The sequence below is a fragment of the Mycobacterium fragae genome, assembly GCF_002102185.1.
Lineage (GTDB): Bacteria > Actinomycetota > Actinomycetes > Mycobacteriales > Mycobacteriaceae > Mycobacterium > Mycobacterium fragae.
This window is the reverse complement of record NZ_LQOW01000014.1, coordinates 234,361-249,572: the sequence shown is the minus strand read 5'-3', so window position 1 is coordinate 249,572 and position 15,212 is coordinate 234,361. Positions and strand designations below refer to the sequence as shown.

The 15,212-nt window shown below is 66.0% G+C and carries 14 protein-coding genes; 12 read left to right on the top strand and 2 right to left on the bottom strand.

Going from position 1 to position 15,212, the window contains the following annotated elements; translation table 11 throughout:
• Nucleotides 1–8 precede the first annotated feature (8 nt).
• Nucleotides 9–1,244 (top strand): mannose-6-phosphate isomerase, class I, encoded by a 1,236-nt coding sequence (gene manA / locus AWC06_RS07665; protein ID WP_085195990.1) that lies wholly within the window; start codon nt 9–11, stop codon nt 1,242–1,244.
• A complete protein-coding gene (locus AWC06_RS07660) occupies nt 1,241–2,161 on the top strand; it encodes a cation diffusion facilitator family transporter (RefSeq protein ID WP_085195988.1) in 921 nt (306 codons plus the stop codon). Before manA ends, AWC06_RS07660 begins: the two co-directional genes overlap by 4 nt.
• Here AWC06_RS07660 and AWC06_RS07655 read toward each other — a convergent pair.
• Entirely contained in the window at nt 2,122–3,537 is a 1,416-nt protein-coding gene (locus AWC06_RS07655; protein ID WP_085196075.1) for an FAD-dependent oxidoreductase, read from the bottom strand. The genes AWC06_RS07660 and AWC06_RS07655 overlap by 40 nt on opposite strands.
• A 32-nt stretch (nt 3,538–3,569) precedes the next feature.
• Here AWC06_RS07655 and AWC06_RS07650 point away from each other — a divergent pair, with 32 nt between their 5' ends.
• The 10 genes from AWC06_RS07650 (at nt 3,570) to lpqB (ending at nt 13,757) form a co-directional block, all read left to right on the top strand.
• A complete protein-coding gene (locus AWC06_RS07650; RefSeq protein ID WP_085196073.1) occupies nt 3,570–5,081 on the top strand; it encodes an amino acid permease in 1,512 nt (503 codons plus the stop codon).
• 99 nt (nt 5,082–5,180) lie between these two features.
• Entirely contained in the window at nt 5,181–6,392 is a 1,212-nt protein-coding gene (locus tag AWC06_RS07645; RefSeq protein ID WP_085196071.1) for an alkane 1-monooxygenase, read from the top strand.
• A complete protein-coding gene (locus AWC06_RS07640; protein WP_085195986.1) occupies nt 6,392–6,565 on the top strand; it encodes a rubredoxin in 174 nt (57 codons plus the stop codon). The genes AWC06_RS07645 and AWC06_RS07640 overlap by 1 nt, the downstream gene beginning before the upstream one ends.
• Nucleotides 6,562–6,744 (top strand): rubredoxin RubB, encoded by a 183-nt coding sequence (gene rubB / locus AWC06_RS07635; protein ID WP_085195984.1) that lies wholly within the window; start codon nt 6,562–6,564, stop codon nt 6,742–6,744. The genes AWC06_RS07640 and rubB overlap by 4 nt, the downstream gene beginning before the upstream one ends.
• A 14-nt stretch (nt 6,745–6,758) precedes the next feature.
• Nucleotides 6,759–7,385: a TetR family transcriptional regulator AlkX gene (alkX, locus tag AWC06_RS07630; RefSeq protein WP_211281923.1), complete on the top strand. Its 627-nt coding sequence runs from the start codon at nt 6,759–6,761 to the stop codon at nt 7,383–7,385.
• Between the two features lie 83 nt (nt 7,386–7,468).
• Entirely contained in the window at nt 7,469–8,941 is a 1,473-nt protein-coding gene (gene ahcY / locus AWC06_RS07625; protein ID WP_085195981.1) for an adenosylhomocysteinase, read from the top strand.
• Nucleotides 8,942–8,970: 29 nt separating this feature from the next.
• Complete coding sequence (locus tag AWC06_RS07620; protein WP_085195979.1) at nt 8,971–9,603, top strand: dTMP kinase; 633 nt, start codon at nt 8,971–8,973, stop codon at nt 9,601–9,603.
• A gap of 52 nt (nt 9,604–9,655) precedes the next feature.
• On the top strand, nt 9,656–10,342 hold the full coding sequence (gene mtrA, locus AWC06_RS07615; RefSeq protein ID WP_085195977.1) for a two-component system response regulator MtrA: 687 nt from the start codon (nt 9,656–9,658) through the stop codon (nt 10,340–10,342).
• Nucleotides 10,339–11,997 carry an MtrAB system histidine kinase MtrB gene (gene mtrB, locus AWC06_RS07610; RefSeq protein WP_085195975.1) on the top strand — a complete coding sequence of 553 codons (1,659 nt, stop codon included), beginning with the start codon at nt 10,339–10,341 and terminating at the stop codon, nt 11,995–11,997. Before mtrA ends, mtrB begins: the two co-directional genes overlap by 4 nt.
• Complete coding sequence (gene lpqB, locus AWC06_RS07605; RefSeq protein ID WP_085195973.1) at nt 11,997–13,757, top strand: MtrAB system accessory lipoprotein LpqB; 1,761 nt, start codon at nt 11,997–11,999, stop codon at nt 13,755–13,757. The genes mtrB and lpqB overlap by 1 nt, the downstream gene beginning before the upstream one ends.
• An 18-nt stretch (nt 13,758–13,775) precedes the next feature.
• On the opposite strand, the gene AWC06_RS07600 is transcribed toward lpqB, so the two are convergent.
• A complete protein-coding gene (locus AWC06_RS07600; RefSeq protein ID WP_169715318.1) occupies nt 13,776–15,113 on the bottom strand; it encodes an FAD-binding oxidoreductase in 1,338 nt (445 codons plus the stop codon).
• Between the last annotated feature and the right edge of the window lie 99 nt (nt 15,114–15,212).

Below are 15,212 nucleotides of genomic sequence, written 5' to 3'. Positions count from 1 at the left end.
ATAGACAAGTGGATCTGCTACGCGGAGCGATACGGACGTACGCATGGGGATCGCGGACCGCTATCGCCGAATTCACCGGACGCCCCGTCCCGGCCGCCCACCCCGAGGCGGAGCTGTGGTTCGGCGCGCATCCGGGTGATCCGGCCCGGCTGGAGAACGCCGACGGGGAGACCTCGTTGCTGGACGCGCTGGTCGCCGACCCGGAGGGACAACTCGGCCCCGCCGCCCGCGCCCGGTTCGGCGACGTGCTGCCGTTTCTGGTCAAAGTGCTCGCGGCCGACGAACCTCTGTCGCTGCAGGCCCACCCGAGCGCCGAGCAGGCCGCCGAGGGTTATCTGCGCGAGGAGCGCCTCGGTATTCCGATCACGTCGCCGGTCCGCAACTACCGCGACACCAGCCACAAGCCCGAGCTGCTGGTGGCGCTGCAACAGTTCGAGGCCCTGGCCGGATTTCGTCCGGTGGCCCAAACCATCGAACTGCTGCGCTCGTTGGCGGTGTCCGACCTGGACCCGTTCATCGACCTGCTGAACGACCAGTCCGACGCCGACGGCCTGCGCGCGTTGTTCACCACCTGGATCACCGCGCCACAGCCCGACATCGACGTCCTGATACCAGCCGTGCTGGACGGTGCCATCCACTATGTCAGCGGCGGCGCAACGCAATTCGCGGCAGAAGCCAAGACCGTGCTGGAACTCGGCGAACGCTATCCCGGCGACGCCGGGGTACTGGCCGCGTTGCTGCTCAACCGCATCACCCTCGGTCCGGGCGAGGCGATCTTCCTGCCGGCCGGCAACCTGCACACCTATCTGCGCGGCACCGCACTGGAAGTAATGGCCAACTCCGACAACGTGTTACGAGGCGGCCTGACCCCCAAACACGTCGACGTGCCGGAACTGCTCCGAGTGCTGGATTTCACCCCCACCACCGAGGCGCACCTGCGTCCGCCGACGCATCGGGACGGATTGAGCCTGGTCTACGACACTCCCGCAGACGAATTCGCGGCGTCGGTGCTCACACTCGGCGACGAGCAAGTCGGTCATGAAGTCGACGCGCCGTCGCGCCACGGTTCCGGTCAAGGCCCGCAGATCCTGTTGTGCACCGAGGGTTCCACGACCGTGCACGGAAAGTCGGGGAAGCTGACGCTCAGCCGGGGGTCGGCCGCCTGGGTGGCCGCGGACGACGGGCCGATCCGCCTCGTTGCGCACGAGCCGACAAAGCTGTTCCGGGCCACCGTCGGTCTGTGAGCGAATCAAGCAGTACTCGCGCGATCCTGGCCGCACTGGCCGCCAACGCGGGCATCGCCGTCGCCAAGTTCGTCGGCTATCTGCTCACCGGCAGCTCGTCGATGCTCGCCGAGTCTGTGCACTCGGTGGCCGACACCTCCAACCAGGTGCTGCTTTTGTTGGGTCAGCGCGTCGCACGCAAACCGGCCGACGCTCTGCACCCCTTCGGCTATGGCCGCAGCCGCTACTTCTGGTCATTCGTCGTGGCGCTGGTGCTGTTCACCCTCGGCTCGGTGTTCGCACTCTACGAGGGCTACCACAAGATCACCCACCGCGCCGAGCTCAGTTCGCCCGCCGTCGCGCTGGTGATCCTGTTGGTGGCAATCGCGTTGGAAACCTACAGTTTTCGCACTGCAGTGACCGAATCGCGGCCCCTGAAAGGGTCCGGCAGCTGGTGGCGGTTCATCCGCAGCTCCCGCAACCCCGAGCTGCCGGTCGTGCTGTTGGAAGATACCGGCGCCCTGGTCGGTTTGCTGCTGGCCGTGCTGGGCGTCGGCTTGACGGCCGCCACCGGTGACCCGATCTGGGATGGCATGGCCACCATCGGTATCGGCGTCCTGCTCGGTGTGATCGCAGGCATCCTGATGGTGGAGATGCACAGCCTGCTGATCGGGGAGAGTGCGACTCGCGCGGAAACCGACGCGATCCGGGCGGCGCTGGAAACAACCGAGCATGTCGACCGGCTGATCCACATCCGCACTCAGTACCTCGGCCCCGACGAGATGCTGGTGGCGGCCAAGATCGCGATGGCTCCGCGCATCGAGCTGGCGACCGTCGCGGCTGCCATCGACGCGGCCGAGGCCAACGTCCGCGCGGCGGTGCCCGCCGCCCGGGTCATCTACCTCGAGCCCGACCTGGAACGTGCGCTTTCCCGGTAACGCTCGCGCCAGAGCTGGCGGCGCTCGCCGAACCACAGCCGCAAGTTGTGCCGGATGGCGCGACCGACCAGCTGGGGAGACGGGATCATGTACAGACTGTCCAGCAGAGAAAACCTGCGCAAAAACCATTCGGCGAGAACGGGATCCGTCTCGGCCGCCCCGAGGAACTGGTCGAATAGATTGCCCACTGGCCGGTACCACCACGACGCCGATCCGCTCGCGTGGTGGAAGCTGAGATCGCCGATGGTGTTCATCATCCACACCGGGTAGATGACCTTGGCCGCGGCGCGGCTCAGCACGCGGGCCGGGTCGGCGCCCCCCGCTTCCAGCGCTCGGCGCAAATGACCGGCCTGCAGCGACGCCATCGTCATACCCTGCCCGTAGGTGGGGTCGAAGCTCGCGACTGCATCGCCAAGCGCCACGATGCCCGCCGGGAACCGGTCCAGCTTGTCGTAGCGGCGCCACCTGCTGGCGGGAAAACGGTGGAAGGCCACCTCGCCGATGGGCTGGGCCTGCTCGAGCGCTGCGGTGAACCGTGCGGGCAATAGCTTTTCGGCCAGCACGAGCATCTCGGAAAAGGTATGTGGCGGTTCAACTTTGGCGACACCGAAGGTAGTGAGCACCCAGCTGCCGTCCTCGTAGCCCAGCATCCCCAGTCCGAGCGGCTGTTTCCTGGACGCGCCCGCAACGATTACTCGTTCCCGGATCACGCCCTCGGGGAGCCGAAACTGGTGAGACGCATAGCCGATGCCCACGTCGACGACATCCTCGCGGGGCCGTTGGTAGCCCCACTGCTCGAGCCACACCGGCAACCTGGTGCCGCGCCCGGCGGTGTCGACGACGAGATCGGCGGCGATCGCCTCGGGTTCGGCATCATGACCGGAATCCAGCAGCACTCCGGTCACCCGCTGCGTGGAGGTGTCGAAGCTCGGTTGGGCCACCGATCGCTGCTGGATTTCGACATTGGGCAAGGCAGCGGTGCGACGCCGGATCTGCCATTCCAGATGCGGGCGACTCGGCACGTAGGCGGTGAACTCTTCGCGCAGCGTCTGGCCGATTCCGAGCAGGTGGCCGGCGGCGCCGAAGTAAATGCAGTCGGGCCGGTTTTCCAGCATCGGGACACCGGCGGCCACCATGTCATCGAGCAGACCGGGGAACAGCGCATCGAATTCCAATGCCCCGCGGGCCATCAGCAGATGAACATGCCGACCCTGCGGGATCGCCGCGCGGTGCGCTGGTTCGCCCGGAAGCTCGTCGCGTTCGAACAACGTCACCCGGTCATAGAAATCCGACAAGACGCGCGCCGCGCACAGGCCCGCGATGCTGGCCCCGATGACGACCGCATGTGCCTTGCTGTTTTGCGCTTCGGCGCGCATCCACCGCACAGTACTCGGTAGTGTGGCCGTGCATGGCCGGTCGATGGCGTACCAAGTCGGTCGAGCAGTCGATCGCCGACACCGACGAGCCGGGCACCCAGCTGCGCAAGGACCTGAGCTGGTGGCACCTGGTCGTGTTCGGGGTGTCGGTGGTCATCGGGGCCGGCATCTTCACTGTCACCGCCTCGACCGCGGGCAACATCACCGGCCCGGCCATTTGGATATCGTTCCTGATCGCGGCCGCCACTTGTGGATTGGCGGCGGTGTGCTACGCCGAATTCGCCTCGACGCTGCCGGTGGCCGGCAGCGCCTACACGTTCTCCTATGCCACCTTCGGGGAGTTTCTGGCCTGGGTCATCGGCTGGAACCTCGTCCTGGAACTGGCGATCGGTGCGGCCGTGGTGGCTACCGGGTGGTCGAGCTATCTGGGTATGGTCCTCGGATTCCAGGCGGGTAGCGAGGCCGTTTTAGGTTGGCTCACCATCGACTGGGGCGCGCTGCTCATCGTCGCGGTGGTGGCCACCTTGCTCGCATTGGGCACCAAGCTGTCGTCGCAGTTTTCCGCCGCAGTCACCGCAATCAAGGTCGCGGTGGTGGTGCTGGTGGTGGTCGTCGGCGCCTTCTACATCAAGCGCGACAACTACTCACCGTTCATCCCCCCACCCGAAGCCGAGCACGGCGGGACCGGCGTCGAGCAGTCGGTGTTGTCGCTGTTCACCGGGGCGCACACCAGTCACTACGGCTGGTACGGGGTGCTGGCGGGGGCGTCGATTGTGTTCTTCGCGTTCATCGGGTTCGACATCGTGGCCACCATGGCCGAGGAGACCAAGCACCCACAACGCGACGTGCCGCGCGGCATCCTGGCCACGTTGGCAATCGTCACTGTGTTGTATGTGGCGGTCTCGCTCGTGCTGTCGGGCATGGTCCCCTACACCGAGCTTCGGAACCGGCCGGACGGCCGGCATGCGAACCTGGCCACCGCGTTCGCCGCCAACGGGGTGCATTGGGCGTCCGGCATCATCTCGATCGGGGCGCTGGCCGGGCTGACCACGGTGGTGATGGTGTTGATGCTCGGGCAGTGCCGGGTGCTGTTCGCTATGGCGCGCGACGGGTTGTTGCCCCGCTCCCTGGCCAAGACGGGCCCGCGCGGCACGCCGGTGCGGATCACCGTGGTGGTGGCGCTGCTGGTGGCATTCGCGGCATCGGCCTTTCCGATGAGCAAGCTGGAGGAGATGGTCAACGTCGGAACGCTGTTCGCGTTCGTCTTGGTATCCGCCGGGGTGATCGTGCTGCGCCGGACCCGCCCGGATCTGCCGCGCGGCTTCCGAGTCCCGTGGGTGCCGCTACTGCCGATCGCATCGGTCGTGGCGTGCTTGTGGCTGATGCTGAACCTCACCGGACTGACCTGGATCCGGTTCGGCGTGTGGATGGCCGTGGGCATCGCCATCTACGTCGGCTACGGCCGTCGGCACTCGGTGCTGGCCAGCCGAGCCGCAAGCCCCGACGTCGACGCCGAGGTGAGCCCGGATCTCACCGCGCCCTAGCTGCAGGTTTTACAAAATAGCTCTTCGTGTCTAGACAGACGACACGAAGACGTATATTGTCAACCTCACCGTGCCGTGATTCACAAGGAGGTTGCCGATATGACCGCTGGCCTAAGCCCGGACACGATGGTGTGGCAGGACAAGAAGCGCTACCTGTGGCTGATGGGCCTGATCGTGCCGACGCTGCTGCTGGCCATCCTGCCGATCGTCTGGGCCATGAACCAGTTCGGCTGGACGAGCGCCTCGCAGGTGCTGTTCTGGATCGGGCCGATCCTGCTCTATGTCCTGCTGCCGGCGCTTGACCTGCGGTATGGCTCCGACGGGCAAAACCCGCCCGAGGAAGTGATGGAGTGGCTGGAGAACGACAAGTACTACCGCTACTGCACCTACCTGTTCATCCCGTTCCAGTACCTCAGCGTCGTGGTCGGCGCCTACCTGTTCACCGCGTCGGATCTCAGTTGGCTGGGCTATGACGGGTCACTGAGCTGGCCGGCCAGGATCGGCCTGGCGCTCTCGGTCGGCGCGCTCGGCGGCGTCGGAATCAACACCGCCCACGAGATGGGCCACAAGAAGGACTCGCTGGAGCGCTGGCTGTCCAAGATCACCCTTGCGCAAACCGGTTACGGGCACTTCTACATCGAGCACAACCGCGGCCACCACGTGCGGGTGGCCACGCCGGAGGACCCGGCGTCGTCGCGGTTCGGTGAGACGTTCTGGGAGTTCTTGCCGCGCAGCGTCTTCGGTAGCTTGCGCTCGGCCTGGCGACTGGAAGCACAGCGCCTGCGCCGACAGAACAAGAGCGTATGGCACCCGTCCAACGACGTGCTCAACGCCTGGCTGATGTCGGTGGTGTTGTGGGGTGTGCTGATCGCCGTGTTCGGCCCCGCGCTGATCCCGTTCGTGATCATCCAGGCGGTCTACGGTTTTTCCCTGCTGGAGTCGGTGAACTACCTCGAGCACTACGGACTGCTACGGCAGACGAACGCCAACGGCCGCTACGAGCGCTGCACCCCCGAACACAGTTGGAACTCCGACCATCTCGTCACCAACCTGTTCCTGTATCACCTGCAGCGGCACAGCGATCACCACGCCAACCCGACCCGGCGTTACCAAACGCTGCGCAGCATGGACGGCGCGCCCAATCTGCCCAGCGGGTACGCGTCCTTGATCGGGCTGACGTACTTCCCGCCGCTGTGGCGCAGGCTGATGGACCACCGGGTGCTCGAGCACTACGACGGCGACATCACCCGGGCCAACCTGCAACCGCGGCTGCGCGAGAAGATCCTGGTCCGCTACGGGGCGGTGGCGTGATGGCCGCGTACCGCTGCCCGGTCTGCGACTACGTCTACGACGAAGCCAAAGGCGCTGCGCGGGAAGGGTTTCCGGCTGGCACGCCGTGGCAGCAGATCCCCGACGACTGGGGCTGCCCCGACTGCGGGGTGCGCGAGAAGATCGATTTCGAACAGATGGAGGTCACCAAATGAACGACTACAAACTGTTTCGCTGCATCCAGTGCGGCTTCGAGTACGACGAGGCGCTGGGTTGGCCGGAAGACGGCATCGCGGCGGGCACCCGCTGGGATGACATTCCCGACGACTGGAGCTGCCCGGACTGCGGCGCCGCGAAGGCAGACTTCGAGATGGTGGAAGTCGCACGTTCGTGACGGCAAGTGTCGCTGTGAGCGCTAGTGTCGCGCATGTGAAGCGGGTCCCGTACGCCGAGGCGTCACGGGCCCTGCTGCGTGATTCAGTGCTCGACGCGATGCGGGACCTGCTGCAGGGCCGCGACTGGTCGGCCATCACGCTGGCCGACGTGGCACGCGCCGCGGGCATCAGCCGCCAAACCATCTACAACGAGTTCGGCTCGCGGCAAGGTCTAGCCCAGGGCTACGCGCTGCGGCTGGCCGATCAGTTGGTCGACGTCATACACGCCGCTATCGATAACAATGTCGGCGACATCTACGCCGCCTTCCTGGAGGGCTTCCGATTGTTTTTTGCCGAATCAGCGGCCGACCCACTGGTGATCTCGCTGCTGACCGGCGTCGCCAAGCCCGACCTGTTGCAGATCATCACCACCGACAGCGCGCCGATCATCACGCACTGTTCAAACCGGCTGACGTCGACGTTCATGCACAGCTGGGTCAAGGCCAGCGAGGACGACGCCGGCATTCTGGCGCGGGCCGTCGTCCGGCTGGCGATGAGCTATGTGTCGATGCCGCCGGAGGCCGACCACGACGTCGCCGCCGATCTGGCCCGACTGTTCACCCCGGCCGCCGAACGGTACGGCGTCATACAGTCAGACTGACCCGGTTAGCACCTTCGCCGCGCCCGGACTAATGTATATGCAAGCTAACTAGTTGACCGACCGACGAGGGAATGGGCCCGCACATGACGACCACCGAAGAATCGCTGACCACCGATGTTCGTAACGGCATCGAATACAAGGTCGCCGACTTGTCGCTGGCGGAATTCGGCCGCAAGGAGATCCGCCTGGCCGAGCATGAGATGCCGGGTCTGATGTCGCTGCGCCGCGAATACGCCGAGGTGCAACCGCTGAAGGGCGCGCGGGTGTCCGGCTCGCTGCACATGACCGTGCAGACCGCGGTGCTGATCGAAACGCTGCTGGCACTCGGCGCGGAAGTCCGATGGGCGTCGTGCAACATCTTCTCCACCCAGGACCACGCTGCGGCCGCGGTGGTCGTTGGCCCACACGGAACCGTCGAGGAGCCGAAGGGCACGTCGGTGTTCGCCTGGAAGGGCGAGACGCTCGAAGAGTACTGGTGGGCCGCCGAGCAGGCGCTGACCTGGCCCGGCGAACCGGCCAACATGATCCTCGACGACGGCGGCGACGCCACGATGATGGTGCTGCGCGGCATGCAATACGAGAAGGCCGGCGTGGTGCCGCCCGCCGAGGAAGACGACTCCACGGAGTGGAAGATCTTCTTGGATCGGCTGCGGACCCGCTTCGAAACCGACAAGGACAAGTGGACGAAGATCGCCGAGTCGGTCAAGGGCGTCACCGAGGAGACCACGACCGGCGTGTTGCGCCTCTACCAGTTCGCCGCGGCCGGGGATCTGGCGTTCCCGGCGATCAACGTCAACGACTCGGTGACCAAGTCGAAATTCGACAACAAGTACGGCTGTCGGCACTCGCTGATCGACGGCATCAACCGCGGCACCGACGTGTTGATCGGCGGCAAAAAGGCCTTGGTCTGCGGTTACGGCGACGTCGGCAAGGGCTGCGCAGAATCGCTGGCCGGCCAGGGCGCCCGGGTGACCGTCACCGAAATCGACCCGATCAACGCACTGCAGGCGCTGATGGAGGGCTACGACGTCAAGACCGTCGAGGAGGCTATCGGCGACGCCGACATCGTCGTCACCGCGACCGGTAACAAGGACATCATCACGCTGGATCACATGAAGGCGATGAAGGACCAGGCGATCCTCGGCAACATCGGCCACTTCGACAACGAGATCGACATGGCCGCGCTGGAGCGTTCCGGGGCCACCAAGTTGAACATCAAGCCGCAGGTCGACCAGTGGACCTTCGGTGACACCGGCAAGTCGATCATCGTGCTTTCCGAAGGCCGGCTGCTGAACCTGGGCAACGCCACAGGGCACCCGTCGTTCGTGATGAGCAACAGCTTCTCCAACCAGGTGATCGCCCAGATCGAGCTGTGGACCAAGAACGACGAGTACGACAACGAGGTCTACCGGCTCCCCAAGCATCTCGACGAGAAGGTGGCCCGCATCCACGTCACCGCGCTCGGTGGCGAGCTCACCAAGCTGACCAAGGAGCAGGCCGAGTACATCGGCGTCGACGTCGACGGTCCCTACAAGGCCGACCACTACCGCTACTGAGTTAGGTCATGCGCCGATAGGCTCGCGGCGTGCTGATCGCCATCGAAGGCGTCGACGGCGCCGGCAAGCGGACGTTGACGGACGGGCTGCGCGCCGCGTGGGAGGCAGCCGGGAAGTCGGTGGCCACGCTGGCCTTCCCGCGCTACGGGCAGTCGGTGGCCGCCGACGTGGCCGCCGAGGCGCTGCACGGCCAGCACGGTGACCTGGCCTCTTCGGTGTATGCGATGGCGATGCTGTTCGCGCTGGACCGCGCCGGAGCCGCCGAACAGATCCGCGGGCTGGCCGATGACCACGATGTGGTGATCCTGGATCGCTACGTGGCGTCCAACGCCGCCTACAGCGCAGCGCGCCTGCACCAGGGCGCCGACGGTGAGGTGGTCAGCTGGGTGCACGAGATCGAATACCACCGGTTGCGGCTTCCCGCACCCGATTGGCAAGTGCTGCTTGGGGTTTCGGCTGCCCTCGCCGAGCAGCGCGCTCGTGAACGGGCCCGCCGGGACGCCAGCCGCGCCCGTGATGTGTACGAACGCGACAACGAGTTGCAGCAGCGCACCGGCGAGGTGTACGCCGATTTGGCCGCCGCCGGCTGGGGCGGCAGATGGCTGGTGGTCGACGCGGACGTGGACGCAAAAGAGCTCGCTGGCCGGCTGTCCGCCCACTGAACTGGAAGAAACCGCGTGTGTCAGCCCAGTTTTGTCGCGATCTGGTGACACCATGGACACCATGAGGCAAAGGATTCTTGTCGTCGATGACGACGCTTCGCTGGCCGAGATGCTGACCATTGTGCTGCGCGGGGAAGGTTTCGACACCGCGGTCATCGGTGACGGCACCCAGGCGCTCACCGCGGTGCGTGAGCTGCGGCCCGACCTGGTGCTGCTGGACCTGATGCTGCCCGGCATGAACGGCATCGACGTGTGCCGGGTGCTGCGCGCGGATTCCGGCGTGCCGATCGTGATGCTGACGGCCAAGACCGACACCGTCGACGTGGTACTCGGTCTGGAGTCGGGCGCCGACGACTACGTCATGAAGCCGTTCAAACCCAAGGAGTTGGTCGCTCGGGTGCGGGCACGGCTGCGCCGCAACGAAGACGAGCCCGCGGAGATGCTGTCGATCGCGGACGTCGACATCGATGTGCCGGCGCACAAGGTCACTCGCAACGGCGAGCAGATCTCGCTGACACCGCTGGAGTTCGACCTGCTGGTCGCGCTGGCACGCAAACCCCGCCAGGTGTTTACTCGTGATGTGCTGCTCGAACAGGTGTGGGGATACCGTCACCCAGCGGATACCCGCTTGGTGAATGTGCATGTCCAGCGTCTGCGGGCCAAGGTCGAAAAAGACCCCGAGAACCCGACCGTTGTCCTGACCGTTCGAGGAGTGGGTTACAAGGCCGGACCGCCGTGATTTTCGGCTCTCGGCGACGCGTTCGGGGTCGTTGGGGCAGATCTGGCCCGTTGACGCGGGGTATCGGTGCGATGCGGCGGGCCGTAAGCGTTGCCTGGCGCCGCTCGCTCCAACTGCGGGTGGTGGCGCTGACGATCGGGATGTCACTCGCGCTGATCCTGGTGCTGGGCTTCGTGCTGACCAGTCAGGTCACCAACCGTGTGCTCGACGTCAAGGTGCGCGCGGCCACCGAGCAGATCGAGCGGGCGCGCACCACCGTGAGCGGGATCGTCAGCGGGGAGGAAGCGCGTTCGCTGGAAAGCAGCCTGCAGCTCGCCCGCAACACGTTGACGTCGAAAACCGATCCGACGTCCGGCGCCGGTCTTGCCGGTGCGTTCGATGCGGTGCTGGTGGTCCCCGGCTACGGCCCTCGGCCCGCGGCGGCGGCCGGACCCGTCGACCAGCTGCCCGCGGCGCTGCGCGACTTCGTCAAGGCCGGCCAGGTGGCCTACCAGTACGCCACCGTGCATACCGACGGCTTCTCGGGTCCGGCGCTGGTCATCGGCACCCCGACGTCGTCGCGGGTGACGAACCTGGAGCTCTACCTGATCTTCCCGCTGGGCAACGAGCAGAGCACGATCTCGCTGGTCCGCGGCACCATGGCCACCGGCGGTCTGGTGCTGCTGGTACTGCTGGCCGGTATCGCGCTGCTGGTCTCCCGGCAGGTGGTGGTCCCGGTGCGGGCCGCGGCACGCACCGCCGAACGCTTCGCCGAAGGCCACCTCTCCGAGCGGATGCCGGTGCGCGGCGAGGACGACATGGCCCGGCTTGCGGTGTCGTTCAACGACATGGCCGAAAGCCTGTCGCGGCAGATCGCTCAACTGGAGGAGTTCGGCAACCTGCAGCGGCGGTTCACCTCCGACGTCAGCCACGAATTGCGCACGCCGCTGACCACAGTTCGGATGGCCGCCGACCTGATCTACGACCACAGCGAAGACCTCGAACCGGCGCTGCGACGGTCCATCGAATTGATGGTCAGCGAGCTGGACCGGTTTGAATCACTGCTCAACGACCTGCTCGAAATCTCCCGGCACGACGCGGGCGTGGCCGAGCTGTCGGTTGAGGCCGTCGACCTCCGTTCGACGGTCAACAGCGCACTGGGCAACGTGGGCCACCTGGCCCAAGATGCCGGGGTCCAGCTGATTGTCGACCTGCCGCCTGACGAGGTGATCGCCGAAGTCGATGCTCGCCGCGTCGAGCGGATCCTGCGCAATCTGATCGCGAACGCCATCGATCACGCCGAGCGTAAGCCGGTGCGGATCCGAATGGCCGCCGACGAGGACACCGTCGCGGTCACCGTGCGCGACTATGGGGTCGGGCTGCGGCCGGGCGAGGAGAAGCTAGTGTTCAGCCGGTTCTGGCGGTCGGACCCGTCGCGAGTGCGGCGCTCCGGTGGGACCGGGCTGGGCCTGGCCATCAGCGTCGAGGACGCGCGTTTGCATCAGGGCCGGCTCGAGGCCTGGGGCGAGCCGGGCAACGGCGCCTGCTTCCGGCTGACCCTGCCGCTGGTGCGGGGGCACAAGGTCACCACCAGTCCATTGCCGATGAAACCGATTGCGCCAGAACGCAAAGAGCGTAAGTCTCGGCCGCGGGAGCACGCCGAGAGGGGCGTCTGATGCGTCGACTGGCCGGGCTGATGTTCGCTCTGGCCGTCGTGCTCGCGGGATGCGCCGATGTCCCGAGCGCGTCGGCGCCGCAGGCCATCGGCACCGTCGAGCGACCGGCGCCGTCCAATCTGCCCAAGCCGACGCCGGGCATGGATCCCGATCTGCTGTTGCGCGAATTCCTCAAAGCCACAGCCGATCCCGCCAACCGGCATCTGGCGGCCCGCCAGTTCCTCACGCCATCGGCGTCCAACGCGTGGGACGACGCCGGTAGCTCGCTGCTGATCGACCACGTGGTCTTCGTGGAAACCCGGGCCACCGACCGGGTTTCGGTCACCATGCGGGCAGACATCCTCGGCTCGCTTTCGGACATGGGAGTATTCGAGACCGCCGAAGGGGTGCTCCCCGATCCGGGTCCGATCGAACTGGTCAAGACACCGGGCGGCTGGCGGATCGATCGGCTGCCCAATGGCGTCTTTCTGGACTGGAAACAATTCCAGGCCACGTATAAGCGCAACACGTTGTACTTCTCTGACCCGACCGGAAAAACAATGGTTCCGGACCCGCGGTATGTCGCGGTGTCCGATCCCGATCAGTTGGCCACCGAGCTGGTGTCCAAGCTGATCGCCGGGCCGCGTCCGGAGATGGCCAAATCCGTGCACAACATGTTGGGTCCGCCGCTGCGGCTGCGCGGACCGGTGACGCGTGCCGACGGCGGCAAGAGCGGTGTCGGCCGTGGCTACGGCGGGGCCCGGATCGATCTGGAGATGCTGACGACCCCCGATCCGCACAGTAGGCAATTGCTTGCCGCGCAGATCATTTGGACATTGGCGCGAGCCGACATCAAGGGGCCATATGTGATCACCGTCGACGGCACCGCGCTGGACGACAGGTTTGCCGACGGGTGGAAGACCTCGGATGTGGCGGCCACCGATCCCGGTGTGGCAGAGGGCGCAGCGGCTGGTGTGCACGCGCTGATCGGCGGGCGACTGGTGTTGCTGGACGGCCAGCACGCCAGCCCGGTGCCGGGCGCATTCGGGCGTACGACGGATCAAACCAGCGCCGCGTTGTCGCGCAGCGGGCATCAGGTGGCGTCGGTGGTGACGCTGCGGCCCGGCGCTCCGGACATGGCGTCGTCGCTGTGGATCGGCGATCTCGGCGGCGAGGCGGGCCAAGCCGCGGACGGGCACAGCTTGTCGCGGCCGAGCTGGTCGCTCGACGACGCGGTGTGGGTGGTCGCCGACGGCAACAACGTGCTGCGCGCCATTCAGGAGACGGCCTCGGGCCAGCCCGCGCGTTTGCCGGTGGACTCGGCCGCGGTGTCCAGCCGCTTCCCGGGCGCGATCACCGAGCTGCAGTTGTCCCGGGACGGAACGCGGGCGGCAATGGTGATCGAGGGCCAGGTGATTCTGGCCAGCGTCGAGCAGACGCAGGCCGGCCAATTCGCGCTGACGTTTCCGCGCCGGCTCGGGTTTGGGCTGGGTTCCTCGGTGGTGTCGTTGTCGTGGCGCACCGACGACGACATCGCGGTGAGCCGCACCGATCCCGCGCATCCGGTGTCGTATGTGAACCTCGACGGGGTGAATTCCGATGCGCCGAGCGGGAATCTGCAGCTTCCGGTATCGACGATCGCGGCCAATCCGTCGACGGTGTACGTCGCCGATCCGCGCGGGGTCATGCAGCTGTCGGTCTCGGGCGCGGAAGGACCGCAGGGCTGGCTGGATGTTCAGCCCTTCATGGTGGCCGGCGCGGTTCCGGTGATGCCGGGATGAGTTGAGTCACGTGCTCACTCAAGTTTCCTTGGTCGGCGGGATGTTTGGATTGTTGCAGAAGATGTTGTCAGGGTCGTATTTGGCCTTGATCGTGGCCAGCCGCTCGTACTTTCCGCCTCGATAGGCGTCCCGCACCCGGTCGTCATCGTCGACGGCCATGAAATTCGAGTATAAGCCGCCGGTCTGCCAGGCACTCGTCCCAGCGAACGTTTCTCTTACCCAATCGATGTGGCGCTGCGAGTCGTCGTTGGGTTGCCATCGGCCCAGTACGTTGACGAGGTTGTCGGCGTGACGGTCGGCAAACGCGGCGTCGTCCTCGGGAAGCCGGTCCTGGGCGCCGTGTTGATACCCGAACTCAACGGCTGAGAGCTCATTGGGCAGTTTCGTCGCTGACTCGATGAGGCTCTCGATGCAGCCGTCGCTGATTTCGCCGACATAGCCGCCCTTCGTGTAGTTACATGAACCAGGCCCGAGCGCACTGTCATTCAATGACTGCAGCTCGAGATACGGCAAGTGTTGAACGATGCCGAACACCCGCGGTGCCCCGGCCCACAGGTCCTCATGGACCTGGCGACCGTCTGCGGGATCTCCGGTCCACACACTTACGAATACGCATACGGGCGCGCCGACCAGTTCATCGGGCACTCCAGGCTCCGCGACCGCGCGGCGCAGGTACACCATCACCTTGAGATCATCGCTAGCGCGACGCATCGTCTGCGATTGGTGGGTGATCGCACGTGCGGCGTCGGACAGGCGGTAGAGGGCAATACCGAGAGGAACCGTGGGACCCACGACCTGGGTCGCAAACTCGAATTCCGTTACCACCCCAAAGTTGGCGCCCGCACCGCGCAAGCCCCAATAGAGGTCGGGCTCCTCGTGAGCGCTAGTAGTCACCACGCTGCCGTCGGCCAGGACCACTCGCGCTGAGATCAGGTGGTCGCAGGTAAGACCGTGCTTGCGCGTCAGCCAACCCATGCCGCCACCGAGCGCCAAGCCCGCGACACCGGTTCGCGACATCACGCCCGCGGGCGTTGCAAGACCGAAAGGCTGTGTGGCACGGTCCATATCGGAGAGCAAGCAGCCGCCGCCGACCCGCGCAAGGCCCGCATCGGGAGAAACGCTGACCTTGCGCATCATACTGAGGTCGATGACGACGCCGTTGTCGATCATTGAGTGCCCTGCGACACTGTGCCCGCCTGCTTTGACCGTCAGCGGAACAGCGTGCTCACGGGCGAATGCGATCGTTGTGGCGACATCGGCATCTGTAGCGCACCGAACCACTACCGCCGGATGGCGGTCGATCATGTAGTTCCAGATTCGGCGTTCGCGTTGGTAGTCGGGGTGCCGCGGATGCACCACATCGCCGACCAGCCGACTACTTAACCTAGTGATCTGCAGGTCCGAAAATTGCTGTCCAGGAAGGGATTCTGCATGTCTCATAGAGGTGCAACGCTA